Raw genomic sequence first — 25,215 nt, forward strand, 5'->3', positions numbered from 1 at the left:
CGCGGCCCCGTTCTTCACCCGCTTGACGGAGTGAGTGCTCACTCCGCACACTGGAGCGCATGACCGCTCCCCCCAGACGCCGGGCGCCCGGCATGAGCGTCGAAGACCGTCGCGGGATGATCGTGCGGGCCGTGCTGCCGCTGGTCGTCGAGCACGGCGCGGCCGTGACGACCGCGCAGATCGCGCGGGCCGCCGGGATCGGCGAGGGCACGATCTTCCGCGCGTTCACCGACAAGGACGAGCTGATCGACGCGTGCGTCGCCGAAGCGCTCAACCCGGAGGGCGTGCTGCAGGCGATCGCCGAGATCCCGCTCGACCAGCCGCTGCCGGACCGGCTCACCGAAGCCGCCGAGGCGTTGTCGGCCCACCTGGAACGGATGGGCGCGCTGATGTCGGCGTTGCACTCGTCCGGCCGGCTCAAGCGCGGCGGGCACCGGAAGGGCTCGCGGACGGAGTCGTTCACCGTGATGCGCGAGGCGATCACGGAGTTGTTCACCCCTGAGGACCGGTTGCGGCTGCCCGCCGAGAAGCTGGCGGCGGTCTTCATGTCGCTGCTGTTCTCCCGGCGCCGCGACGACCAGGCGGGGTTGTCCACGGCGGAGCTGATCGACGTGTTCCTGCACGGGGCGGTGAGCGCGTGATGCACGGCGCGCCGATCGGCCTGCGACGGCAGATGCGGCGGGCCAGCAGCACGGTCGCGGAGAGCGGGTTGACCGGGCCGGTCGACATCCCGGACCCGGTGCGGGACGAGCCGAAGGACCTGCGGTCGCGCCTGGCGCGGTTCCGGCAGTCGGCGAGCGGCACCGTGCGGGGTCTGCCGCGGGTGGTCCGGCTGGCCTGGCAGGCCAGCCCGATGATCACAATCCTCATCGGACTGTCCACACTGGTCAGCGGACTGCTGCCGACGACCACCGCGTACGTCGCGAAACTGCTGCTGGACGCGGTGGTCGCGGCGGTGCAGGGCCACGGCTCGACGACCCGGATCGTGCAGCTGGCGGCGCTGGAGTTCGGCGTGTTCACCGCGACGGCGATCAGCACGGCCTTGACCAACGCCGCGCAGCAGCTGCTGCAGGAGCGGATGACGTTGAGCATCCGGCACCGCGTGATGGACCACGCGAGCAAGCTGGACCTGCAGTTCTTCGAAGATTCGGAGTCCTACGACCAGCTGCGGCAGGCGTCGCAGGAGGCGCCGCAGCGGCCGGTGGCGATGCTGACCTCGGCGTTGGGGCTGGTGCGGACGTCGATCACGTTCGGGAGCATGGTGGTGCTGCTGGTGTCGGTGAGCCCGCTGCTCGCGGTGGTGGCACTGGCCGCGCCGGTGCCGGCGTTCATCTCGCAGTCGAAGTACGGGTCGCGGGCGTTCATGCTGACGCTGTGGATGTCCCCGATCCGGCGGCGGATGGACTACCTGAACTCGCTGGTCACCACCGACACCTACGCCAAGGAGACCAAGCTGTTCGGGCTCGGGCCGTACCTGGTGGACCGGTTCCGGCGGCTGGGGCAGAACTACTACGCGCGCGAGCGGCGGCTGACCACGCGGCGGAACCTGGTGGGAACGGCGTGGAGTCTGCTGTCCACTTTGGCCGGTTCGGGGATCGCGTTGTACATCGCGCTGGAGGCGGTGGCCGGGCGGTTGTCGATCGGGGACCTGGCGCTGTACACGGCGGCCGCGGCGGCGGTGCAGACGTCGGTGCAGGGGCTGTTCAGCGGGTTCTCCGGGATGTACGAGAACAACCTGTACCTGGACACGCTGTATCAGTTCCTGGCGACCGAGCCGCGGATCGCGGCGCCGGCGGTGGCGCGGCCGGTGCCGGAGCAGGTGCGGGGGCATGTGTCGTTTGAGAACGTGTCGTTCAGCTACCCGGGGGCCGAGGAGAAGGCGCTGGACGGGGTGTCGTTCGAGATCCGGCCGGGTGAGACGGTGGCCGTGGTGGGGCGGAACGGGGCCGGGAAGTCGACGCTGATCAAGCTGCTGTGCCGGCTCTACGACCCGACGGAGGGCCGGATCCTGCTGGACGGGGTCGATTTGCGGGAGTTCGCCCCGGACGAGCTGCGGGCGCGGATCTCGGCGATGTTCCAGGATTACGTGACGTACCAGGGGACGGCGGCGGAGAACATCGGGCTGGGGCAGCTGAGCGGGTTGGACGACCGGGCGCGGATCGAGGAGGCGGCGGAGCGAGCGGGGGTCGCCGGGCGGATTTCCCGGTTGCCGCGGGGGTTCGACAGCCCGCTGGGCCGGTGGTTCGACCAGGGGGTGTCGCTGTCCGGCGGCGAGTGGCAGAAGATCGCGCTGGCGCGGGCGTTCATGCGGGACGCACCGGTGTTGATCCTGGACGAGCCGACGTCCGCACTGGACGCCGCGGCGGAGCACGACCTGTTCACGAGGCTGCGAGCGCTGTCCGAAGGCCGGACGACGCTGTACATCTCGCACCGCTTCTCGACGGTGCGGCAGGCGGAGAAGATCCTGCTGCTCGACCGGGGCCGCCTGGCGGAGGAAGGCACGCACGAGGAGCTGATGTCACAGGGCGGGGACTACGCGTCGCTGTTCACCCTCCAGGCGGCGGCGTACCTGGAGGAGGCCGCGTAGCTGAGTTGTGACAGCGCGGCGCGCCGGACGCGATACCGTTCTGACCGGAGCGAGGGGAGGTCCCATGCCTGAGAACGTGACCAACATCGCGAGCCAGGTGGCAAACGTCTTCGGCGGCGAGCAGCAACTGAACACGATGACCGCAGACGCGAAGCGCATGCTGGCGGACGCGCAGGCGGGCCGCTGGGCCGTGGACGAGGAAACGGGCTCCCACCTGCGTCGCGCGGTGAGCCACATGCAGGATCAGCTGACCGACGTGAGCCGCCGAATCTACTTGCTGAAGCAAGCGCCCAAATTCGGTAATGATGAGTACGCAAAGATGGCCAGCACGCATTTTCTCCATGCCATGAACGGCGATGACCGATCACTTGTCCAGGTGTTCGAGGCTGCACGAGAAATGTTGACGACACTCAATCAGGCCATAGAGATCGCAATCAGCAAGTACGACAGCGCCGACGAGGCGGCTTCACAGGCCCTCGGCAAGTTCAAGGACCAGGGAGCGCGGTGAGCAGCAAAAATCGTACCGCCCTAGTGCTCGCGGGCGTGGCATGCGCGGCCTTGACAACAGCCGCCTGCACCAGCACGGTGAGCGGCACCGCCACCCCCGCCTCCAGCGCGCCGACCACAAGCAGCGCAGATGTGTTCGCCGGCCTCAACGCGTGCCAGGTTCTGGATCAGCTTTACGCCGGGCAGGGGTTCAATCCCGGCGAGAACAAAACTCGACGCAACGAGTGCGGGATTTTGAAACCCCAGTTCGGCTCGTACGGTCTCGCGCTCGACCCCTCGCAAGGGTTGAGCGAGTTCGCTGCCGCGAACACCGAGGTGCAGGACATCTCGATCAACGGACGCAACGCCATGCAAGCGAACATCTTGGGCGGTGGCTGCGCGATTGCCATCGAGGTGACGGAACACGCGCGAGCAATGGTGACGGTGAACATGTCCAACACGACCGACGACCCAAAAGCATGTCCGAATGCCAGAACACTCGCCGAAAAGGTGGAACCTCTGCTGCCGAAGGTCCAGTAGGGGATCGCCTTGATCAGGCGCGTTCATTGCCTCTTGGCAGGTGTGGCATCGGTGGCCCTGGCAGCAGCAGCGTGCACCAACACGGTGAACGGCCTTGAGGCCCCCGCCTCCAGCGTGCCCACCACACGCAGCACGGATGTGTTCAACGGCCTTGACGCTTGCCAACTCCTGGACCAGCTCAACACCGGGCAGGGGTTCAATCACGGCGAGAACAAAAGCGCACGCAACCAATGTGTCGCACTCAAGTCCGGTTTCGCGACCTACGCCCTGGCACTTGATTCTGTGCAAGGCCTGAGCGAGTTCGCCACGACGAACACCGGGGTGGTGGAGACCTCGATCAACGGACGCGATGCGATGCAGGCCAACACTTCGGCCAGTGGGTGCGCAATCGCGATCGGGGTCGGCGAGCACGCGCGTGCCCTCGTGATCGCGACGATGGTTCGCTTCGAAGACAACCAGCAAGCCTGCCCGAACGCGCGATCTCTCGCCGAGAGGGTGGAGCCTCTGCTGCCCAAGGGGTAGGCGGGCGGATCGGACACATCCGCCCCCGCTGGGGGCTTGATCGCGCTATCTTCTCGGTGACGTCCACCGCGCGCAAGTTGACCGAGGAGCCCCGGGATGAGTTGGCAGGATGAGCTGCGCCGTTTGGACGCTGAGCTCGCCAACGGCACCATCACCCAGCACCAGCACCGCAAGATGCGGGACGAGCTGCTCGCCGCCGCGTCTGGGAATGTCGCTCCGGCCTCGGTGTCGTCGCCGCGGGGGCGGGTTGACGGGGCGCCCCAGTGGCAGAGTGCGAATCCGGCCAATCCGGGGTTCGCGCCGCAGCCGGGGCAGGCTCCGTGGCCGGCGCAGGGTCAGGTGACGCAACCCGGAGGCGTGCCGGGGCAGGCGCCGTACGACGGGGTGACTCAGCCGCATGGCGCGCCGGGGCAGGGTCCGGCGCCCGCCGGGCACGGGCAGGCCGGGCAAGGCCAGCCGCAGGGTGGGCAGGGCCCGGCCGGGGCTGCTCAGGGACAGGCGCACGGCGGGCACGAGCAGGTGCACGCCGGGCAAGGTCAGCCGCAGGGTAGGCAGGACCCCGCCGAGGCTGCCCAGGGGCAGCCGCAGGCCGGGCAAGGCCACGCGCAGCCGCAGGGTGGGCAGGGTCCGGTCGGGGCTGCCCAAGGGCAGGCGCCCATCGCGCAGAGCCAGCCGCAGGGTGGGCAGGGTCCCGCCGGGGCTGCCCAAGGGCAGGCGCACGGCGCGCAGGAGCAGGCGCCCATCGTGCAGAGCCAGCCGCAGGGTGGGCAGGGTCCGGCCGGGGCTGCCCAAGGGCAGGCGCACGGCGGGCAGGAGCAGGCGCCCTTCGGGCAGAGCCAGCCGCAGGGTGGGCTGAATCCCGCCGGGGCTGCCCAGGCGCAGGCGCCGGGCCAGGCGGAGCAGGTCGAGACCCCGGCGCAGGCCAGTGCCCTCGCCACCGAGGAGGGCCCCACGCAGAGCATCTCGGCGCAGTTGCTCGCCACCAAGAAGCCCACCAGCGCCCCCAGCCCGGCCGACGAGCGCGCCACCGACTCGATGCGCTTTCCCTCCCTCGAGGACGCGCCCACCGTCATCACCAACCCCGTGCCGCCGCCGGCCCGGGCCCTGCCCAGCATGGCTCCGCCGCCTCCCCTGCACGCGCCCCAGCAAGCGCCACTCCCCTTCGACCCGGCGCCGCGTCTCCAGGCTCCTCCGAAGCGCAGGCCGACCTGGCTGTTCATCACCCTCGGCGTCGTCGTCGTGATCGCGTTGGTCGCCGCCGGCGTGTGGTTCCTGCGCGACCAGAACACCACCACCACGACCGCCCAGCCGACCACCTCCGGCGCCAGCTCGCCGGAGGCCGTCGAGGCTCGGTTGCCGACCCTGCCGGGCACCCCGAGCGCCAACAACGGCACCCTGACCGTCGAACAGGGCATCGACCTCAAGCTGTACTCCCGCGAGGAAGGCCAGCTCTTCAAGGACAACGGCGCCGGCCAGGTAATCTTCCGCGGCTCCGCGCAGGGCCCGCAGGGCTACCTCGTCCTGGTCGTCCCCGCCGGCTCGCCCGCCGCCGCCGCCACGATCACCCGCGGCCTCTACGAGCACTCCCTCACCGCCGGCCTGCAGACCGTCCCCTCCGGCTCCACCGACGCCAAGGCCGTCACCGGCAGCAACTCGGCCGGTCAGATGAGCGGCACGTGGTACACCTCGGGCAGCTACGCCGTCGCGATCTGGGTCTCCCAGGGCCTCGACGGCGACCCGGCCGCCCTGGCCGAACGCCTCGCCCAGACCAAGACCTCCCTGGCCACCGCCCTCCCGCCGAACTAGGGCACCTGGCCGGGCCGCAGCACGTCACCGCACCGGCCGGTCACGGACGCGGCCCGCTCGGCCTCCACCCGCGGCACGGTCACCCGCGCGTACGCGCGCAGGTTCACCAGGTCGTCGCCGTCGAGGGCGTCCAACCGCACCCAGTCGCCGTTCTTGCCCGTCCGGTCCAGCACCACCGCGGCGTAGTCGACGGCCAGGCGCGCGTCCGACGTCAGCCCCGTCAGGTCGCTCCACGGCACGTGCGTGTGGATGAACGTCGGCTTGGCCTCGTCGAACACGTGGTCCCGCAGCCCCGCGAAATCGCCCGCGGACACCAGGTCCGCGATGCGCGCGTCGGCCAGCCCGACCGAGTCCACCACCCGCAACCGGCTGGTCAGCGCGGTTCCGCCGACGTCCGGCAGCAGCACCGAACCCTCGCGCAGGCCGATCGTGTCCGCGTACCCGTTGAACAGCCGCCCGTACCGCTCCGCGATCTGGCACAGCGGCACCACCGGCCCGCTCGCGAAGCCGCGACCGGAATCGGCCAGCGCGGGCGCGCTCGGCACGGCCGCCGCCACCAGCACGACCGCCAGCACCGCCCGCCACCGCACCGACAGCGCCCGCATCACCTCGACCGCCGTCAGCGCCGCGACCAGCGCCGCCATCGTCCACAACGGAGTCGCGAACCGGAACTCGCCGCCCGGCTCCGGGTTGAGCACGCAGTACGCGGCCAGCGCCAGCACCAGCGGCACCAGCCACGCGACCAGCGGCCGCCGCAGCGTCGGGACCAGCCACAACGCCAGCGCCACGGTCACCAGCCCGGCCAGCACCACCGGCCAGCCCAGGTACTCCACCGGCTCCACCACGCGCCCGGCGTTCGCCAGCGACGGCGGCTGCTGGTTCTTCGCCACCGCCGTGTTCGGCACCCACCGCCCGAACTCCGCGTGCCGCCACAGCAGGTAGCCGGCATACGGCACCGCGAACGCCAGCACCGACACCCCAGCCGGCACCAGCACCCGCCACCGCCGCGCGAACACCAGCGCCACCAGCGGGTAGGCCACCACGAAGATCGCGCCGTCCGGCCTGGTCAGCGCCGCCAGCACGGCCAGCAGACCGGCGGCAAGGCCGACCCGCAGGAACTGCACCCGCCTGTCCGCGACGGCCGCGAACAGCAGCGCCGCGAGCCACGCCACTGCCAGCGCATACAGCGGGTTCTCCAACCCGGACAGCGACCAGATCACGAACGACGGGATCGCAGCCAGCAACCCGCCGGCGAACAACGTCACCAGCCAGGCCCACCGCGTGACGCGTTTCACCGCGAAGTGGCACGCCGCGAGAATTCCCGCGCAACACGCCAATCCGAGCGCTTTCGGGAACAGCACGTAATCGGGCACGCCGAAGATCGCGCCCGTGTCGAACAGCCGCAGCACCTTGCCCAGCATCAACAGGACGAGCCAGGCCGGGTTGGAAAACCCCTCGACCGGCTCCGCACCGGGCTGGAGCACCGGCCCCGCGCCGTCGACCAGGTCACGCGCGTACGCGAACGTGATCGCCGCGTCGTCGTTGATCCAGTTCCCGTACGACCACCCGTGCAGGCCGATGAGCGCGGTACCCCCGGCGACCGCGGCCACGGCGGGCCAGCGTGCCGCCATTACGCCCCCTCCTCGATCCAAAAGCCTCGCAGAACAAGGTCACGAAACGACCCTCACCGGCGATGAGCAGGGTAGGCGTGCACAATGTGCGTCGTCACCGTAGCGCTATCCGGCGGACGCGTTCCGCCTCGTCCAGAGCAGATTAGGGGGCTACCGGGTGTCCTGGCAGGAGGAGTTGCGCAAGCTGGACGAAGAGCTTGCCTCGGGACGTCTCTCCGCGGACGACTACCGCATCCGCCGGGACCAGGTGCTCTCGTCCGCGGTGTCCTACAGCGAGAACACACCGCAGCCGCAGCAGCCCCCGCAGCAGGACAACTCCGCCGATTCGACGCAGGTGATCGCGCCGATCAGCCCGCCGCAGGGCACGCCGCAGCAGTCCCAGCCGCAGAACTTCTCCGCCGAGCCGACGCAGGCCGTCTCGCCGAACTGGCAGGCCCGGCCGCCGGCCGACCCGGAGCGCACCCAGTACGTGGCCAACCCGCCCGCGCCGCAGTCGCCGCCCGCGGGCTTCCCGGCCTCGCCGCCGGGCGGTTTCCCGCAGTCCGGTCCGCAGCCGGTGCAGCAGCCGTGGAACGCGCCGGAGTCCGACGTGAGCCCGCCGTGGGGCGGCTCGGACTTCCCGCCGATCAGCCCGGTCGCGCAGGGTCCGGAGGCGTTCGACGACAAGCCGTCCAAGGGCAAGGGCAAGGTCGTCTGGATCTCGCTCGCGGTCGTCGTGGTGCTGGTCGCCGCGGGTCTGACGATCTTCCTCACCACCTCGGGCGGTGACGACGACCAGGCCGGCCCGACGACCACGCAGGCCCCGGCCACCTCCAGCGCCGCGAGCAACTCGCCCAACCAGGCGCTGCTGGACAAGATCCCGCCGACCGAGGGCACCGCGGACGGCCAGAGCGGTCTGCTGCCGGTCACCCGGCTGGTCGACCTGGGGATCATGGACTCCGGCGAGGCCGCGCTGCTCAGCGGCCGCTCGGTGGACGAGGTCGCCTGGCGCGGTTCGCAGCGCCAGCCGGACGCCAGCGGCCCGGGCAACGAGAAGATCTCGGTGACGGTCATCCCGCTGGACAGCTCGGCCACCGCGACCGCGCTCGCCGGCCAGCTGCGCCAGTACTACGTCCGCAACGGCCTGGTGCTGATCAACGACCAGCTGCCGAACATCCCGCCGCAGGTGGTGTTCCACAAGCTGGTCGCCTCGCCGATCGTGTACCGGGGCACCTGGGTGTCGGGCAACAACCTGATCCGCGTCAACGTGACCCAGGGCGACCTGGCCGACGAGGCCGCCCTGTCGGGCGCCTACCAGCGGACCGTCCGCTCGATGCTGCTGCCCTATCCGGCGGGCTGATCGTGGCATGAGCGACCTGGTCGCCGAGATCATCCGCCACGCCGCCGACCACACCGCGCTGTCCGACGAGCTGCACTTCGCGGCGCTGGCGCCGGCCGAGCGGGACCAGCTCGACCACGGCCGGGCGAACGTGCTGCGGGCGCTCCGGTTGCCGCCGGACGCGCACGTGCTCGAGGTGGGCGCGGGGTACGGCGCGGTGACGCGGTACCTCGGTGAGCGGGTGGCGCGGGTCGACGCGGTCGAGACGGACCACGCGGAGGTCGTGCGGGCCCGGACCGCCGATCTGCCGGGCGTGCGGGTGCTCGACGAGGTCCCCGATGAGCGCTACGACCTGGTGGTCGCGTCCGATGTCGAACACGCGGACCGGCTGAAGCCGGGTGGTGTCCTGTGCCTGGTGGTGCCGAACCGACTGGGTCTGAGCCGGCCGGGCGGGCAGTCGCGCCGCCACTGGGAGCGGCAGCTGACCGGGGCCGGGCTGACCGTCCACAAAGTACTCGGCTGCCTGCCCGATCACCGCGTCACGCGTGCTGTGATCACCGCGGAGCTGCTCGAGCGGCATCCGCGGCTGGCGATCGAGCTGGCCGGCCGGGACGAGCGCTGGGCCGAGCTGGTCGAGGGCGGGCTGGGACTGGACACCGTGGACAGTCTGCTGTTCCTCGCCTCGGCGGGGGAGCCCGCCGTCCATCTGTGGCCGGCGGACGTGCTCGCCACCTACTTCAACACCGACCGCGCGGCCCGCTGGTGCACCCGGGCGGACGTGGTCGGCGACGAAATCCACCGCACTCCCCTGCTGCCGCAGGAACCCGGCCCGGTCGCCGTGCGCGAGTGGACGGACGTCGTGGTGGACGCCCCGGCCCTGCCCGAAGTGCTGATCGAGCAGCCGTGGCGCGCGGCGGAGCTGCTGACCGCGTGGGCGGACCTGGTGCGCGCGAACCCGTCGTGGGACCTGGTCCCGGCCAACGTGCTGGCGACCGACCCGCCGCGGGCGATCGACCTGGAGTGGGAGCACGCCGGGACGACCGCCGAGCAGGTGATCGACCGCGGCCTGCTGCTGCTCGCCGACGAGCTGGCCCGGGCGGGCTGGACCGGTGCCGCGCCCGGCACCACGGTGCGGGACCTGGCCGCGTGGCTCGGTGTCCTGCTCGACCGGCCGACCGCGTTCGTCGACGAGGCCGCCGAGCGCGAGGCGGAGTTCCAGGCGATCCGCCGCTGCGGTATCACCGCGGGGCCCGGTCTGGACCACGAGCGGGACGCGATGCGCCTGGCCTGGCGCCGCCGTCTCGCCGAAGAATCCGGGCAACGAGCCGCCGGACCGACCGAACTGGACGCGCAGGTCGCCCGCACGATGGCGCGCGTCGACCGGATCATCGCGCCCGGCGATTCGATGTTCCGCGGCAACACCGAGCACTACTTCGCGGTGGCCGGGCAGGCGTTGCGCGCGTGCCTGCTCGGGCTGCAGGCCGCCGGACGGCCGGCGCCGCGGCGGGTGCTCGACTTCGGCTGCGGCTACGGCCGGGTGCTGCGCACGTTCCGGGCCGCGTTCCCGGACGCCGAACTGGTCGCCTCCGACATCGAACTCGACGGCGTCGAGCACTGCGTGCGGTTCTTCGGCGCGATCGGGCTGCCCGCGTCGGTGCGCATCGAGGAGATCCCGCAGGTCAGCGACATCGACCTGATCTGGTCCGGCTCGGTGCTGACGCACCTGGACATCGCGGCGTGGGACGCGCTGCTCGGCTACTTCGAGCGCGCGCTCGCCCCGGGCGGGGTGGCGGTGGTGACCACGCACGGCCGCCGCGTCGCGTGGCGCATGGGCAACGGCGGCGAATACGGGCTGACGACCGAGGACCACGCTCGCGTCCTGGCGGACTACCGTGACCGCGGGTTCGGCTACGCCGACTACCCCGGCCAGCCCGGGTACGGCATCTCGCTGAGCACGCCGGAGTGGGTGGCCGGGCACGTCCTCACCCCGCGCTTACGCCTGGCCGGGTATGTCGAGGCGGGCTGGGACGGCCACCAGGACGTGCTGATCCTGGTCAAGGACGCCGAAGAGACGTTGAAGGCGGGACGATGAACACAGCGGCCGGGTTGGTGCGGCCGGGACGGCCGGTGGGGCACCTGTTCGAGCTGCGCGGCTGGGTCACCGCGGGCGACGGTGTGACCGTCCACATCGGAGCGTCCGAGGCCGAGGTGCGCCGTCACGACACGGGCACCGAACCGCCGGGCACCACCGGTCTGCTGATCCGCACCCCGGACCCGGTGCCGACCGGACGGCACGAGGTCGTGGTCCGCGCCGTGAACGGTGACGTGCTGACCAGCGCCGTCGTCGAGGTCGGCCGGTTCGGCGACGAGGAACCGCTGCGGCTGTACGAGATCGACACTCCCAAGCACGGCGACAACCCGCAGGGCGACGTGGTGTTCGTGCGCGGCTGGGTGCTGCTCGATTCGCGGGCGCCGTCGCTGGTCGAGGTCCTGGTCGACGGCGGCGAACCGGTCCGCGCGCGCACCCGCCTGCCGCGGCCGGACGTGGCCGACCACCTGCCGGACTTCCCGGACGCCGGGGTCAGCGGGTTCGAGGCGCGCGTGCCGATCGACCTGCCCGCCGGGGAGGACCGCGCGCTGTCGGTGCGGGTGCGCGTCCGGGGCGAGCTGTCCGGCGAGTGGACCTCCGAGGCGCGCGAGGTCGTGCTCTCCAACCCCGCCGCCGAGGACGCCGATGTCAAGCTGGCCGCCCACCTCGCGGAACGCACGCGCAAGGCGCTGACCCGCCCGCGCGGCACCACCGATCCGCGGCACGTGCTGGTGTTCACGCACAGCCTCGCGGTCGGCGGCGGGCAGTTGTGGTTGCAGGAACTGCTGGACCGGCTCGCGACCCGGCACGGCTGGCACATCACCGTGATCACGCAACTGGACGGCGAACTGCGCGCCGACTGCGAGGCGCACGGCATCGACGTGCACCTGACCTCGCCGTACCGGGTGCACGACGTCGCGTCCTACGAAGGGCACATCGCCGAGCTGGCCCAGTTCGCGCGCGGCACCGATGCCTCGGTCGCGCTGGTCAACACGCTCGGCGCGTTCCCCGGCGCGGACGCGGCGATCCGGGCCGGGTTGCCGACCGCGTGGGTGCTGCACGAAAGCTTCGACCTCAACGACTTCTCCTACCAGAACTGGGGTCCGGCCGGGCTGCTGCCGCCGGTGCGCGACCGCTGGGTGCGCACGCTGCGCGAGGCTGACCGGCTGCTGTTCGTCGCCGACGCCACCCGCGAGATGTTCCTGCCGTTCTCCAGCCCGGAGCGCTGCCGCACGATCCGCTACGGCACGCCGATGGTCAGCTACGGCGGCCAGGTGTCCGAACGCGACCGTCGCGCGGCGCGGCGCAAGCTCGGGATTCCGGAGGACACCACGCTGCTGCTCAACGTCGGTGTGCTGGAGCCACGCAAGGGCCAGGGTCTGCTGATCAGCGCGATGGACCGCGTCCGCCGCGCGCACCCGGGGATCCGGTTGAGCATCGTCGGCCACCACCCGTCGCCGTACGGGCTGGCGCTGGCCGAGTTCACCGAGCGGAGCGGGCTGACCGACTGGGTCGACCTGGTGCCGATCCAGCGCGATCCGACACCGTGGTTCGAGGCCGCGGACCTGTTCGTGAACAGCTCCGACGTGGAGTCGCTGCCGCGGTCGATCCTGGAGGCCGTGTGCTGCGGCCTGCCGGTCGTGGCCAGCGACGTGTTCGGCGCACGCGAGATGATCACCGACGGGCACAGCGGCTGGCTGTTCGAGCCCAACGACGCGGACGCGCTCACCGTCGCGCTGCTGCGCGCCCTGGACACCCCGGCGGACCGGCGGCGCGTGATCGCCGCGGCCGCCTACGAGAAGCTGCACGGCTGGCTGGACCCGGCGGGCTACGCCGCCGAGTACGCCGACGTGCTCGCCGAGCTGGTGAAGGAGCGGGGATGACCGACGAGCTGCCCGATGAGCTTCCCGGTGCGGTGCGAGCCGAGCTGACCCGGCTGCGCGCCGAGCGGGTCGCGTTCACCGAGGAGCGCGAACGGTTGCGCACCGAGCTGCGCGAGTCCGAGCTGCAGATCCGTGAGCTGGCCCGGCACCGCGACGAGCTGGTGAAGCAGGTCGAGAAGCTCTCCGGCGTCACCGAACGCGCCGAGCAGGCCGACGCGCTGGCGCGGGACGTGCTGGTCGCGCGCGCCGAACGCGATTCGCTGCGCGCCGAGCTGGCCGAGACCCGCGCCGAGCGGGACCGGCTGCGGCTGCGGCTGCTGGACGCCGAGCTGCAGCTCTCCGGCGCGGTTCCGGCCGAGGCGCCGGTCGCGGAGAGCGGGACGCTCGCCGCCGAGCAGCGGGCCGCCGAGCTGGCGCGGGAACTGGACGCGACGCGGGCGACGGTGAGCTGGCGGGTCACCGCGCCGCTACGGGCCGTGCGGCGGCGGACTTCATGACCGTCCAGCTCTGCTTCGTGTCCGCGACCGGCGGCTCCGGGTTCATGGCCGAGCTGCTGGAGGTGGTCGCCGACGCGGTGCGCCGCGCCGGGTTCCGCGCGACCACGGCGACCGGCCGCTACCCGGACGCGGACGCCGACACCGTCTACGTCGTGGTGCCGCACGAGTACTTCGTGGTGACCCCGGAGGCCGACCAGCCGACCGAGGAGCAGCGCCGCCGCACGATCGCGTTCTGCGTCGAACACCCGGGCACGGCGACGTTCGAGCGCAGCGCGTCGCTGGTGCCGACCCTGGCCGGCGCGGTGGACATCAACCACGACTCCACCGCCGAGCTGCGCCGCCGCGGCATCCCGGTCGAGCACTTCCAGCTCGGCTACTCGCCGCTGTGGGACGCGTGGGGCGGCGACCCGGACAGCGCCCGCGAGATCGACGTGACCTACCTCGGCACGGCCGAGCGGCGCCGGTCGATGCTGCTCGCGTCCTACGCATCGGACCTGGCGGACCTGCGCGTCCGGCTGCTCACCCCGCCGCACGAGCCGATGGGCCCGCAGCGGGTCGACTTCCTGCCCGGCGAGGCGAAGTTCGCGCACCTGGCGAACTCGCGGTTCCTGCTCAACCTGCACCGCGAGCGGTCGCGCGCGCTGGAGTGGGTGCGGGTGCTGGAGGCGCTGTGCAACGGCTGCGTCGTGCTGACCGAGCCGTCGACGGACCTCGCGCCGCTGGTGTCCGGCACGCACCTGGTCGTCACGCGGCCGGAGTCGCTGGGCGCGGCCGCGGCGGCCCTGGCCGCGGACCCGCAGCGGGAGCGCGACCTGCGGATGGCCGCCTACGAGTTCGTGCGCACCGCTCTGGACCCGCTGGCGTCCGCGAAGACGCTGGTCGAGCTGGCCGAACGGGTGCTGACCGCCTCGCCCGGGGTGCCCGCGAGCCCGCCGCCGTCCGAGACCTCCGCGCCGGAGCCGCCGCGGCCGATGGCGATCGACACCCCGTCGTGGGACGTGCGGTTCGCCGGCACCCGGTCGCTCGGCGCCCCGTCGGAGAACCCGCCGCTGGCCACCCGGATGGGTCAGCAGACGGTGGATGCGCGCCGCACGTCCGGGGTGGAATGGCTGCCCGCGGTGGTGCCGACCGTGTTCCCGGACGCCGAGCGGGCCGATGTCGACGTGCTGCTGGTCCGTCGTCCGGGTGAACCGGATCCGGACCCGCTGGTGCGCGACCTGCTCGCCGGCACCGTGCTGCCGCGCCGGATCCTGGTCGGCGAGGACGGCGTCGCACCGCGGCCCGCTCCCCGACCGGCTGACCTGTTGCGCCACGAGCTGCCGCTGGGCCGCGGCTACACCCGCAACCAGCTGCTGGAGCGCTCGTCCGCGCCGTGGCTGCTGGTGCTCGACGGCGGGATGCGGGCCATGCGTCGGCTGCTGGAACGGCTGGTCGCCGCGTCCGCCGACGTCGACGTGGTGCACTGCCCGGTCGCCGACCCGATCGAGGGCCTGGTCGCCGCGCTGCCGCCGGAGGAGCGCCGGCTGGCCGAGCTGCCCTACCTCGGCAGCGGGTACCTGGTGCGCCGCGAGCTGCTCGACTCCTTCGGCGGCTGGACCGAGGATCCGCTGGCCGACGGGCTGGAGGACCACGTCTTCTGGCGGCGGCTGGCCACCCGCGGCGTGCCGACCGCGCTGGTCCAGCAGGTCCTGCTGAGCCGGCTGCGGCCCGATCCGGCGCCCCGCCCGGTGGACCTCGACCCGCACCGCGTCTGGTCGCTGACGCGCATCCTCGCAGGTGAGCCGGTCGCCCCCATCGGGTGAGATCGGCGTGTCACGCAACCTCCTCCCACCCTCGCGCGCCTACTGAGCAGAGCATCGAGGGCGGGAAGGAGGCCCGGGATGTGGATGCAGATCGGCCTCGTCGGCCTGCTCGGCGTGGTGTTCCTGGTGCGGCTGGTGGTGGTGCTGCGTCACCGTGAGCCGCGCGGGGTGACCAAGCCGGACTCGTAGGCGAGCACCACGAGCTGGGCGCGGTCGCGCGCGCCGAGTTTCGTCATGATGCGGCTGACGTGCGTGCGCGCGGTGGCCGGGGAAATCACCAACTGCGCGGCGATCTCGTCGTTGGACAGCCCGCCGGCGACCAGGGCCAGCACCTCGCGTTCCCGGTCGGTGATCTGGCGGACCGCGCCGGTGTCGACGCGCCGGTTCTCCGGGCGGCCGACGAACTCGCTGATCAGGCGGCGGGTGACGGTCGGCGCGAGCAGCGCCTCGCCGGAGGCGACCACCCGCAGCGCGTGGAGCAGTTCGACCGGGTCGGTGTCCTTGAGCAGGAACCCGCTGGCGCCCGCGCGCAACGCCTGGAAGACGTACTCGTCGACGTCGAAGGTGGTCAGGACCAGGACCTTCACGCCTTCCAGCTCCGGGTCGCCGGTGATCTCGCGGGTCGCGGTGAGGCCGTCGACGCCGGGCATCCGGATGTCCATGACGACCACGTCCGGCCGGTGTTCCCGGGCCAGCGCAAGCGCTTGCGCGCCGTCCGCGGCCTCGCCGCAGACCTCGAACCCGTCCTCGGTCTCCAGCAGCACGCGGAACCCGGCGCGCACCAGCGCCTGGTCGTCGGCGAGCACGACCCGGATCATGACTCCTCCAGGGGTAGTTCCGCACGGACCTCGAAGCCGCCGTCGACCACGCGGGCCTCGGCTTTGCCGCCGAGCGTGGCGGCCCGCTCCTGCATGCCGCGCAAGCCGTTGCCGATGGTGGGCGTCTCCGCGCCGCGGCCGTCGTCCCGCACCACGAGGGAGAACCGGCCGTCGTGCCGCGCGAACCGGATGTCGACCGTGCGGGGCTGGTTGGCGTGCCGGACCACGTTGGTCAGCGACTCCTGCAGGATCCGGTAGGCCGCGCCGTCGACCGGGGCGGGCAGGTCGCCGGGCGAGCCGTGGACGCGGACGGTGAGGCCGGTCGCGCGGGTGTGGTCGAGCAGCTCGTCGAGCTGCTGCAGGCTGGGCGCGGGTCCGAGGCCGTGGCCGGAGCGCAGGACGGTGACGGTGGCGCGCAGGTCGGCGAGCGCGGCGGCGCTGGCCTCCTTGATCGCCTGCAACGCGGCGACGGCCTGGTCCGGCCGCCGGTCCGCGACGTGCACCGCGACGCCGGCCTGGACGTTGATCATGGCCAGGCTGTGCGCGACGACGTCGTGCACCTCGCGGGCGATGCGCAGCCGCTCCTGCTCGGCCAGGCGGGACTGCCGCTCGGCCGCCTCCTGCTCGGCCGCGCGTTTGGCCGCGACCCGGTTGCGCACGGCGGTTCCGATGCCGACGACGGCCACCAGCCAGACGACGAACAACCCGGCCCGTGCGTCGAGCACGAGTTCGCCACCGCGGGCGAGGTAGACGACCAACCCGGCGACGATGACGACCGCCCCGGCGACACCCGCGACGAGCGGACCCCGGACGCGGGTGAGCACGAACAACGCGACGGTCGGCACCACGATCGCCGGCCCGCCCGGCTGGTCCGAGCTGTAGTAGACCCAGGTCAGCGCGGCGGTGACGACGAAAACCGGCAACGGATACCGCCGCACGGCGACCAGCGGCAGGGCGGCGGCGGTGAGCCACAGGTAGCCGGGCAGGTCGAGCGGATCGCGCTGGAACCGGCCGGCCACGGTGGTCACCCCGAGGACGAACGCCAGCGGGACAAGGGTGAGCCCCACGTCCACGAAGGCCGGCCACCGGCGCGGATCACGCACGTCCCCGAAGCTACGGCAGACGGCAGCGCGGCGCGTCCGTCGAAAAGCGGCTCTTGGATTACGACTGCGGCGGTACCGAGGCGCGGGCCTCCAGCTTGGCGGCCGTCTCGCTGTCGGCGGGTGTGTAGGTCGTCAGGCGGACCTCCGAGCGGCGGCCGAACCACAGGTGCGTGTAGTCGAAGCTCAGCAGGCCGGCCTCGGGGTGCACGAAGACCTTCGTGAGGTTGCGCATCGGCTGGACGTCGTGCTGGTTCCACAGCGCCTCGAACTCCGGGGACTCCCGGCGCAGCCGCTTGACCAGCTCCTTCCAGCCCGGCTCGGCGATGTGCTCGGCCATCGACGCGCGGAACTGCGCCACCGATCGCGGCATGCCGTCCGCCCAGTCGCGCAACCGCGACCGCCAGCGGGGGTTCGTGAAGACCAGCAGCATCGAGTTGCGCTCCTCGAACGGCACGCTGTCCACGTCCATCAGCCAGTTGTAGGTGCCGTTGTAGGCGAGGATGTCGGTGCGCGCGTTGTGCACCGCCGCGGGGAACGGCTCCAGCTGGTCCAGGATCGCCCTGATCTGCGGCGAGACGACCTTGCAGTCCTTCTCCAAGGGCGGCTCGGGCGCGCCAGCGAGGGTGAACAGGTGGCTGCGCTCGTACGGGTCGAGCTGCAGCGTGCGCGCGATCGCGTTCAGCACCTGTTCCGAGGCGTGGATGTCACGCCCCTGCTCGAGCCACGTGTACCAGGTGACCCCCACACCCGCGAGCTGCGCGACCTCCTCGCGGCGCAGGCCCGGCGTGCGACGGCGGCCGCCCGCCGGCAGGCCGACCTGCTCGGGCGTGATCCGCTCGCGGCGGCTGCGCAGGAACGCTGCCAGCTCGCCGCGGCGGATCTCGTCGGCGGACGCGCGCACAGCGGTGGTCATGCTGCCAGACTGGCACGACCGCGAACCTGTTACCAGGTAGTCCCGATACCTGGATAACCACACACTGGTACCAGGTTCCGCGCGGGCCGACCGTGGGATTCATGACGACAACCCTGGCGCCGGCCGAGACCCGGCCGTCCCTCACCCGCGGTGGCCTGGCCACCGTCCTGCTGGGTGCGGCGCTGGCACCCATCGACCTGTTCATCGTCAACGTCGCACTGCCCACGATCAACGCCGACCTGCACACGACCACCGCCACCCTGGAGTGGATCGTCGCCGGGTACGGCATCGCCTTCGCCCTGCTGCTCGTCATCGGCGGGCGGCTCGGCGACGCGCTCGGCCACCGCCGCGTGTTCTCGCTCGGCCTGGCCGCGTTCACCGTCACCTCGCTGGTCTGCGGCCTCGCGCCGAACGCGACGGTACTCGTCGCCGCCCGCATCGCTCAGGGCGCCGCGGCCGCGCTGATGGTGCCGCAGGTGCTCTCCATCATCCAGGCCACCACGACCGGCGAGCAACGCTCCCGGACGATCGGCTACTACGGCGCGACCGGCGGCATCGCGATGGTCGTCGGCCAGCTCCTCGGCGGGGTCCTGGTGTCCGCCGACCTGGCCGGCAGCGGCTGGCGGCCGATCTTCCTGGTCAACGTGCCGATCGGGCTGCTCGGCCTGGTGCTGGCCCGTCGCCTGCTGCCGGAGACCCGGACGCACAACCCGCTCGGCGTCGACGGCTGGGGCACCGGCCTGCTCGGTCTGGCCCTGCTCACGCTGCTGGTCCCGCTGATGGAGGGCCGCGCGCTGGGCTGGCCCGCGTGGTGCTGGGCGCTGCTCGCCGCGTTCCCGTTCGCCGCGGCGGCGTTCGTGACCGTGGAACGGCGGCTCGAAGCGCGCGGGGTGACGCCGCTGCTGCCGCCATCGCTGGTGCGGATGCCGAGCATGCGCCTCGGGCTGTCCGTCGCCGTGCCGTTCTTCGTCGGCTTCGGCGGGTTCCTGTTCGTCTACGCCCTCGTGCTGCAGGACGGGCTGCACCTCGGCCCGCTCGCCTCGGGCCTGGCGCTCACCCCGATGGCCGTCGCGTTCCTGGTGATGTCCCTGCTCAGCAGCCGGTTCGTGGCGCGGCTCGGCCGCAACGTCATCGTCCTCGGCGTCACCGTGCAGGTGCTCGGGCTGCTCGCGTTGATCGGCGCGGTGCTGCTGTCCTGGCCGGACGTCACCTTTCTCGCCCTCGCCCCCGGCATGCTGGTGACCGGCGCCGGGCAGGGGCTGGCCGGGCCGACGCTGTTCCGGGTCGTGCTGTCCCGCGTTCCGGCGGACAGCGCGGGCGCGGGCAGCGGGATGCTCACCACGACCCAGCAGAGTTCGCTCGCGCTGGGGGTCGCGACGCTGGGCACGTTGTTCGCCGCGCTGACCGGCGCGTGGGGCGTGGAGGGCGCGTTGCTGCTGGTCACCGGCGTGCAGGCGATCATGATGGTGGGCGTGGCGATGAGCGCGCGCCGGTTGCCGGACCCGCGCGGCTGAAAAATCCGCGAAGAGGCGTCGGAACAGTGCCGCCCCGGACGACGATGGGGGTGTGAGCGAACCGCGGGTACGACCGGACCCGGCCTTCGCGCTGCTCGACCTGTACGAGACAGCGCTGCCGGAGGTGTACGGCTACCTGCTCGCGCGCTGCGGCGACCGGGGCGTGGCCGAGGAGCTGACCTCGGAGACGTTCCTCGGCGCCGTCAGCGCGTGCCGCAACCCGGGCGCGCCGCCGGTGAGCACGCCGTGGCTCATCGGGGTCGCCCGGCACAAGCTGGTCGACCACTGGCGTCGGCGGGAACGCGAAGAGCGCGGGCTGCGCGTGGTCCACGAAGCGGAGGCCGATTCGGTGGACCCGTGGGACGCCGAACTGGACGCCCTGCTGGCCCGCGAGGTGCTGGAGTCGCTGGGCGCGCACCACCGGGCCGCGCTGACGTTGCGGTACCTGGACGGGCTGCCGGTGCCGGAGGTCGCCCGGCTGCTGGGCCGCACGGTGCACGCGACCGAGGCGCTGCTGGTCCGGGCGCGATCCGCGTTCCGGGCCGCCTACCGGGAGAAGGAGGTGCGTGATGACTGACCCCTTCGACTCCCTCCGCGCCCCCGTCCAGCCGGTCGACCCGGATCCGCGGTTCGCCGCCGAGCTGCGCGAACGCCTGCGTCGCGCTGTGTTGAACGGAGGAGAGATGACCAGCACGGAAGCACCCGTACGGGCGGAACTGCACTCGCTGACCCCGTATCTCGCCGTGTCCGACGCGCGGCGGGCCCTGGACTTCTACGTGGAGGTGTTCGGCGCGCAGCGCCGCGGCGACCCGATCGTGATGCCGGACGGCCGGATCGGGCACGCCGAGGTCGCGATCGGCGACAGCGTGCTCATGCTCGCCGAGGAATACCCGGAGATCGGCCACGTCGCCGCCGCCGGTGGCGCGACCATCCGGATCGAGGTGTCCGATGTGGACGCCGCGGTGGAACGCGCCGTCGAGCGGGGCGCTCAGGTGCTCGACCCGGTCGACGACCGCGGGCACGGCCGGTCCGGCTCGATCCGCGATCCGTTCGGTCAGCGGTGGCTGCTCGCCCAGGCGCCGGTGCGGGCCAGCGGGCAGGACACCGCGCGGCACGGCCAGGCCATGTACTTCACGTTCCAGGTCCCCGACGACGAGGCCGCGAAGGCGTTCTACGGCAGCGTGCTCGGCTGGCAGTTCTCGCGCGGTTCGGTCGAGGGCGCCTGGCGGTTCGAGGGCCCAGGCCTGGAGGGCGGTTTGTGGGGCGGGCCGCGGCAGGTCGGCTGGAAGCTGATGTACGCCGTGGACGACGTCAACGCCGCGGTGGAGCGGGTCCGCGCCGCCGGCGGCCAGGTGACCGAGGTCGAGCGCAAGCCCTACGGCCTGACCGCCGACTGCGTGGACAACCAGGGCATCGAGTTCTGGCTCTGGCAGCCGTGACTCAGCCCGGCAGGGCGACGCGTGCCGGACGGCGCCGGCCGAGGCCCACATAGGACAGTCCGGCGTCGAGGATGGTCCGCGGTTCCAGCAGGTTCCGCGTGTCCACGACCCCGTCGCCCTGCATCAGGTCCGCCATGTAGCCCCAGTCCAGCTTGGTGAACTCGGCCCACTCGGTGAGCACCACGATCGCGTCGGCGTCCTTGGCCACCTGGTACGGGTCGTCGACCACGGTCATGCCGGGCAACGCCTCGCGCACCGCCGGGTCGTAGGCGGTGACCTCGGCGCCGTGCGCGGCGAGCATCGAGGTGACCGACAGCGCGGGCGAATCGCGGAGGTCATTGGTGCCGGCCTTGAACGCCAGGCCCAGCACGCCGATCCGGGCGGCGGCCAGGCTGCCACCCACCGCACCCGCGATCTTCGCGACGATCCGGTCCCGCTGCGCGATGTTCTCCACGATCGCCGCGGTGAGCAGCGAGAAGTCGAACCCGACGGACTCGGCGACCTGCACCAGCGCGTGCGTGTCCTTGGGCAGGCACGAGCCGCCCCAGCCCGGGCCGGGCTTGAGGAACGACCGGCCGATGCGGCGGTCGTAGCCCATCCCCTCGGTCACCGACACGATGTCCGCGCCCAGCCGCTCGCACAGTTCGGCGATCGCGTTGACGTAGGACAGCTTCATCGCGAGGAAGCAGTTGGCCGCGTACTTGACCAGCTCGGCGCTGGCCGCGTCGGTGATGACGTTCGGCGCGGACAGGTCGCGGTAGAGGCCGGCGATGCGCCGGGCGGCGGCCTCGTCGTCGGAGCCGACGACGATCCGGTCCGGGTGCATGAAGTCGCCGACCGCGGTGCCCTCGCGCAGGAACTCCGGGTTCGCGACCACCGGAATATCGTCGCGGCCGAGCAGGGCGCGGATGCGCTGGGCGGTGCCGACCGGGACGGTCGACTTGGTGACCACCGCGCACCCGGCCGGCAGGACGTCGGCGATCTCGGCGATCACCGCTTCGACGGCCCGCAGGTCGGCGGCGCCGCCCGCGCCCATCGGCGTCGGCACGCACAGGTAGACCGCTTCCGCACCGGCCACGGCGGCACGCGACCCGACGACGAACCGCAGCCTTCTCGCCGCGAGCCCGCGCGTGACCAGTTCCTCCAAGCCGGGTTCCAGGATGTCCACCCGTCCCGCGGCGAGCCGGGCCACCTTGACGTCGTCCACGTCCACGCAGGTCACCTGGTGTCCGAGGGCGGCGAGGCAGGCCCCGGTGGTCAGTCCGACGTATCCGGTGCCGATCACGACGATGCGAGCTCCGCTCATGAGCCGACGGTGACAGCCGGAGTTGACCGCAGTCCTAACGGAAGTCGTCCGCGCCGAATACGTCGCGCGACGGGTGAGGAGGGCCACGCCAGTGCCGCGCGAACGAGCGTTAACCTCGGGGCAGAGCAGAGTGGCCGGCCACGGAAGGAACCGTTCATGCAGATCAAGGACACTGCCGCGATCGTCACCGGTGGCGCGTCGGGCCTCGGCGGGGCGACGGCGAAGGCCCTCGCCGCGCGGGGCGCGCACGTGTTCGCGCTGGACCTCGCCGCCGGGATCGAAAAGGCGGAGAAGGTCGAGGGCATCACCTACGTCGAGGCGGATGTCACCGACGGTGACCAGGTGGCGGCCGCCGTGGAGCAGGCCGCGGGCGGCTCGGTGCCGCTGCGGGTCGTGGTGAACTGCGCCGGGATCGGGCCGTCCGCGCGGATCCTGTCCAAGAAGGGCACCCACGACCTGAACCTGTTCCGCAAGGTCGTCGAGGTCAACCTGATCGGCACCTTCAACGTGACGACCCTGGCCGCCGAGGCGATCGCCAAGACCGAGCCCGTCGAAGACGGCGCGCGCGGCGTCATCATCAACACCGCTTCGGTCGCCGCCTTCGACGGGCAGATCGGGCAGGTCGCGTACTCCGCCTCGAAGGGCGGCGTGGCGGGGATGACCCTGCCCGCCGCGCGCGACCTGGCCTCGCACGGCATCCGGGTCATGACGATCGCGCCGGGCATCATCGACACCCCGATGCTGGCCACGGTCTCCGACGAGTTCCGGGCCGGCCTGGCGGCGGGCGTGCCGTTCCCGAAGCGCCTCGGCCGGCCAGACGAGTACGCCCAGCTCGCGGTGAACATCGTGGAGCACGACTACCTCAACGGCGAGGTCATCCGCATGGACGGCTCCCTGCGGATGGCTCCCCGCTAGCCACGCAACGCCAGGGCCTGGGTGTCGGTGCCGGCGCTGACGTGCAGGATTGCGTCGGCGCCGTCCACCGTGTCCTGGTCCAGCGGGAAGTAACCCTGCATCGGGTTGGTGTCGGTGCGGACGTCCGCGGGCGCGATGTCCCGCGCCGGCACCAAACCCCAGGTGCCGATGCGCCGCTGCAGCAGGCCCTCGAACGTCTCCGGGCGCGGCTCACCCAGCTCGATGGCCCTGCTGCGGCCCAGGCTGCCGACGATCAGCCGGTACCGCTCACCCACCAGCGACGACACGATCGCCCCCGCGCTGGACCAGTTCATGTCCATCGGCCCCATGCGCATGTGGCTCTCGTTGCGCTGCAGGTGGCGGTTCTGCGCGAAGACCAGCACCGGACCGCGCTCGATGTCGCGGATGTCGAGCAGGTTCTGGGCCATCATCGCGTCGCGGAAGGCGCTCATCCGGGTCCACCGCGCGGTGTCGTCGACGGGTTCGGCGGCCTGCCGGTGGTAGCGCAGCAGGCCGAGACCGGCGGTGAGGTGGATCCTGGCCCGGTGCCACGCGGCGCGTGAAGTCGCCGCGATCAGCATCGGCGCGCTCGCGTGGAGGGTGACGAGCATGTCGTCGGCGAGCACGCGGAGCCGGTCGGCCTCCGGTGTGGCGCCGGGCGAGGAGGCCGCGTTCATCACCGCCTCCGTGCGGCTCCACCGTTCGTCGTCGCCGGTGAGGCTCGCGATGTCGTGGTCCAGGCCGAGGTAGTCGCGGGCGTGTTCGAGGTAGGGGCGCGGGCTGGGCGCGTTCATCATCTCGGTGGAGACGTCGAAGCCGTGGAAGGCGAGGGGCCGCTCGGCGGTTTCGTTGTACTCGCGCATCCAGGCGACCAGCCGCCGGTTGGTGTCGAGTTCGCCGAAGCGGTGCGAGAAGCCGTCGCGCAGCACCGCGTCGAGCGTGCCCACGCCGTGCTGGACGTAGTCGTTCACGGTGAGCGCGGCGACGCGATCGGTCTCCAGGGCGATCCCGGCGAACCCAAGATCGGCCAGCTCGGCGAACAGCTCGTTGCGGATCCGGGCGAAGGCCGACTCCAGGTGGGTGGGCTCGCCGAGCGCCAGGAAGTCGACGGCCGGGTTGAGGAGTTCTCGAATATCCATGAGCCTCAATCGTATCTTTGAAACAACGTTTGAGACTTCACCAGCGGTTTCCCCAGAGAAGGTGGGGTAAAGTCTCCAACGTGTGGTCACCTTGAAACCGGCCGACCTCGCGCGCGAGCACGGCATCTCGACCCAGGCGGTCCGCAACTACGAGCGGGACGGGTTCCTCCCGCCCGCCGACCGCACCCCCAGCGGCTACCGCATCTACACCGAGGCGCACGCGGCGGCGCTGCGGGCGTTCCTGGCGCTCGTCCGGGCCTACGGGCACGCGGTGGCGGGGCAGATCATGAACGCGGTCAACGAGGGACGACTCGACCACGCGCTGACACTCGTCGACCGCGGCCACGTCCAGCTGTTGCGCGACCGGGAGACCCTGGATTCGGTGCGCAAGGCGATCGGCCACCTGACCGAGACACCGTCCGTTCCGGACGCGACGACGCGGACGATCGGCGAACTCGCGCGGAGGCTCCGCGTCACGCCGGCGACCCTGCGCAAGTGGGAGGAGGCCGGCATCGTCGCGCCCACCCGGGATCCGGCGACCGGGTACCGCCTCTACCAGGCCGCCGACGTCCGCGACGCCGAGCTGGCGCACCTGCTGCGGCGCGGCGGTTACCTGCTGGAGCACATCGCCGCGGTGGTGCGGCAGATCCGGGCGGCCGGCGGCACCGAGGCACTCGCCGACGCGTTGACGGCGTGGCAAGGGAAGCTGACCGCACAGGGGGTGGCGATGCTGGACGCGGCCACGCACCTCAGCGCTTACCTCCGCGTGGCCGAGGCTTCCGCCTGACGGGGATCGCGCGGCGGGGACGGCGCGGCCCGGGTTGGCGAGCCCACAAGCCGAGACCAGGATGGCGCGCCCCGGGCAGGCGGGCCCGCGAGCTGAGCCGATGACCTCCCGACCAGTGCA

22 protein-coding genes are annotated in these 25,215 nt (G+C 72.2%); 16 read left to right on the top strand and 6 right to left on the bottom strand.

The window, feature by feature from the left end; translation table 11 throughout:
- Positions 1 to 92 precede the first annotated feature (92 nt).
- The 6 genes from IE290_RS24175 (at position 93) to IE290_RS24200 (ending at position 5,941) form a co-directional block, all read left to right on the top strand.
- Complete coding sequence (locus IE290_RS24175) at positions 93 to 641, top strand: TetR/AcrR family transcriptional regulator (protein ID WP_191247411.1); 549 nt, start codon at positions 93 to 95, stop codon at positions 639 to 641.
- Positions 641 to 2,587 (top strand): ABC transporter ATP-binding protein, encoded by a 1,947-nt coding sequence (locus IE290_RS24180; RefSeq protein WP_191247410.1) that lies wholly within the window; start codon positions 641 to 643, stop codon positions 2,585 to 2,587. The genes IE290_RS24175 and IE290_RS24180 overlap by 1 nt, the downstream gene beginning before the upstream one ends.
- 64 nt (positions 2,588 to 2,651) lie before the next feature.
- Positions 2,652 to 3,095, top strand: a complete 444-nt coding sequence (locus IE290_RS24185; protein WP_191246985.1) for a hypothetical protein — start codon at positions 2,652 to 2,654, stop codon at positions 3,093 to 3,095.
- The gene (locus IE290_RS24190; RefSeq protein ID WP_191246986.1) at positions 3,092 to 3,613 is read left to right on the top strand and encodes a DUF3558 family protein; all 522 of its coding nucleotides are present in this window, start codon (positions 3,092 to 3,094) and stop codon (positions 3,611 to 3,613) included. Before IE290_RS24185 ends, IE290_RS24190 begins: the two co-directional genes overlap by 4 nt.
- Before the next feature lie 51 nt (positions 3,614 to 3,664).
- Complete coding sequence (locus IE290_RS24195) at positions 3,665 to 4,135, top strand: DUF3558 domain-containing protein (RefSeq protein WP_229874685.1); 471 nt, start codon at positions 3,665 to 3,667, stop codon at positions 4,133 to 4,135.
- Positions 4,136 to 4,231: 96 nt separating this feature from the next.
- Positions 4,232 to 5,941 carry a hypothetical protein gene (locus IE290_RS24200; protein ID WP_191246987.1) on the top strand — a complete coding sequence of 570 codons (1,710 nt, stop codon included), beginning with the start codon at positions 4,232 to 4,234 and terminating at the stop codon, positions 5,939 to 5,941.
- Here the strand turns inward: IE290_RS24200 and IE290_RS24205 are convergent.
- On the bottom strand, positions 5,938 to 7,572 hold the full coding sequence (locus IE290_RS24205; RefSeq protein WP_191246988.1) for a hypothetical protein: 1,635 nt from the start codon (positions 7,570 to 7,572) through the stop codon (positions 5,938 to 5,940). The genes IE290_RS24200 and IE290_RS24205 overlap by 4 nt on opposite strands.
- Positions 7,573 to 7,747: 175 nt before the next feature.
- Between IE290_RS24205 and IE290_RS24210 the strand changes: the two genes are divergently transcribed.
- Genes IE290_RS24210 through IE290_RS24230 form a run of 5 tightly spaced genes read left to right on the top strand, consistent with a single transcriptional unit; the run spans position 7,748 to position 15,161 of the window.
- A complete protein-coding gene (locus IE290_RS24210) occupies positions 7,748 to 8,911 on the top strand; it encodes a hypothetical protein (RefSeq protein WP_191247413.1) in 1,164 nt (387 codons plus the stop codon).
- 7 nt (positions 8,912 to 8,918) lie between these two features.
- On the top strand, positions 8,919 to 10,982 hold the full coding sequence (locus tag IE290_RS24215; RefSeq protein ID WP_191246989.1) for a class I SAM-dependent methyltransferase: 2,064 nt from the start codon (positions 8,919 to 8,921) through the stop codon (positions 10,980 to 10,982).
- A complete protein-coding gene (locus tag IE290_RS24220; RefSeq protein WP_191246990.1) occupies positions 10,979 to 12,862 on the top strand; it encodes a glycosyltransferase family 4 protein in 1,884 nt (627 codons plus the stop codon). The genes IE290_RS24215 and IE290_RS24220 overlap by 4 nt, the downstream gene beginning before the upstream one ends.
- Positions 12,859 to 13,359, top strand: a complete 501-nt coding sequence (locus IE290_RS24225; protein ID WP_191246991.1) for a hypothetical protein — start codon at positions 12,859 to 12,861, stop codon at positions 13,357 to 13,359. Before IE290_RS24220 ends, IE290_RS24225 begins: the two co-directional genes overlap by 4 nt.
- Positions 13,356 to 15,161, top strand: coding sequence for a glycosyltransferase family protein (locus IE290_RS24230; RefSeq protein WP_191246992.1), 1,806 nt, complete (start codon positions 13,356 to 13,358; stop codon positions 15,159 to 15,161). The genes IE290_RS24225 and IE290_RS24230 overlap by 4 nt, the downstream gene beginning before the upstream one ends.
- Positions 15,162 to 15,310: 149 nt before the next feature.
- Here the strand turns inward: IE290_RS24230 and IE290_RS24235 are convergent, their stop codons facing one another.
- The 3 genes from IE290_RS24235 to IE290_RS24245 all read right to left on the bottom strand — a co-directional run bounded on the left by IE290_RS24235 (position 15,311) and on the right by IE290_RS24245 (position 17,995).
- On the bottom strand, positions 15,311 to 15,979 hold the full coding sequence (locus IE290_RS24235; RefSeq protein WP_191246993.1) for a response regulator: 669 nt from the start codon (positions 15,977 to 15,979) through the stop codon (positions 15,311 to 15,313).
- Entirely contained in the window at positions 15,976 to 17,052 is a 1,077-nt protein-coding gene (locus IE290_RS24240; protein WP_191247414.1) for a sensor histidine kinase, read from the bottom strand. Before IE290_RS24240 ends, IE290_RS24235 begins: the two co-directional genes overlap by 4 nt.
- Positions 17,053 to 17,140: 88 nt before the next feature.
- A complete protein-coding gene (locus tag IE290_RS24245) occupies positions 17,141 to 17,995 on the bottom strand; it encodes a helix-turn-helix transcriptional regulator (protein ID WP_191246994.1) in 855 nt (284 codons plus the stop codon).
- Between the two features lie 101 nt (positions 17,996 to 18,096).
- Between IE290_RS24245 and IE290_RS24250 the strand changes: the two genes are divergently transcribed.
- The 3 genes from IE290_RS24250 to IE290_RS24260 are packed head-to-tail and all read left to right on the top strand — an operon-like array spanning position 18,097 to position 20,948.
- Entirely contained in the window at positions 18,097 to 19,509 is a 1,413-nt protein-coding gene (locus IE290_RS24250; RefSeq protein WP_191246995.1) for an MFS transporter, read from the top strand.
- Between the two features lie 52 nt (positions 19,510 to 19,561).
- Positions 19,562 to 20,086 carry an RNA polymerase sigma factor gene (locus IE290_RS24255; RefSeq protein WP_191246996.1) on the top strand — a complete coding sequence of 175 codons (525 nt, stop codon included), beginning with the start codon at positions 19,562 to 19,564 and terminating at the stop codon, positions 20,084 to 20,086.
- Positions 20,079 to 20,948 (top strand): VOC family protein, encoded by an 870-nt coding sequence (locus IE290_RS24260; RefSeq protein WP_191246997.1) that lies wholly within the window; start codon positions 20,079 to 20,081, stop codon positions 20,946 to 20,948. The genes IE290_RS24255 and IE290_RS24260 overlap by 8 nt, the downstream gene beginning before the upstream one ends.
- 1 nt (position 20,949) lies before the next feature.
- Here the strand turns inward: IE290_RS24260 and IE290_RS24265 are convergent, their stop codons facing one another.
- Positions 20,950 to 22,254, bottom strand: a complete 1,305-nt coding sequence (locus tag IE290_RS24265) for a UDP-glucose dehydrogenase family protein (protein WP_191246998.1) — start codon at positions 22,252 to 22,254, stop codon at positions 20,950 to 20,952.
- Positions 22,255 to 22,410: 156 nt separating this feature from the next.
- Here IE290_RS24265 and IE290_RS24270 point away from each other — a divergent pair, with 156 nt between their 5' ends.
- Positions 22,411 to 23,169 carry an SDR family NAD(P)-dependent oxidoreductase gene (locus tag IE290_RS24270; RefSeq protein ID WP_191246999.1) on the top strand — a complete coding sequence of 253 codons (759 nt, stop codon included), beginning with the start codon at positions 22,411 to 22,413 and terminating at the stop codon, positions 23,167 to 23,169.
- Here IE290_RS24270 and IE290_RS24275 read toward each other — a convergent pair.
- Entirely contained in the window at positions 23,166 to 24,308 is a 1,143-nt protein-coding gene (locus IE290_RS24275) for an erythromycin esterase family protein (RefSeq protein WP_191247000.1), read from the bottom strand. The genes IE290_RS24270 and IE290_RS24275 overlap by 4 nt on opposite strands.
- 82 nt (positions 24,309 to 24,390) lie before the next feature.
- Between IE290_RS24275 and IE290_RS24280 the strand changes: the two genes are divergently transcribed.
- Complete coding sequence (locus IE290_RS24280) at positions 24,391 to 25,095, top strand: TioE family transcriptional regulator (protein ID WP_191247001.1); 705 nt, start codon at positions 24,391 to 24,393, stop codon at positions 25,093 to 25,095.
- Positions 25,096 to 25,215 lie beyond the last annotated feature (120 nt).

This window comes from Amycolatopsis deserti, from assembly GCF_014653945.1.
Taxonomy (GTDB): domain Bacteria; phylum Actinomycetota; class Actinomycetes; order Mycobacteriales; family Pseudonocardiaceae; genus Amycolatopsis_E; species Amycolatopsis_E deserti.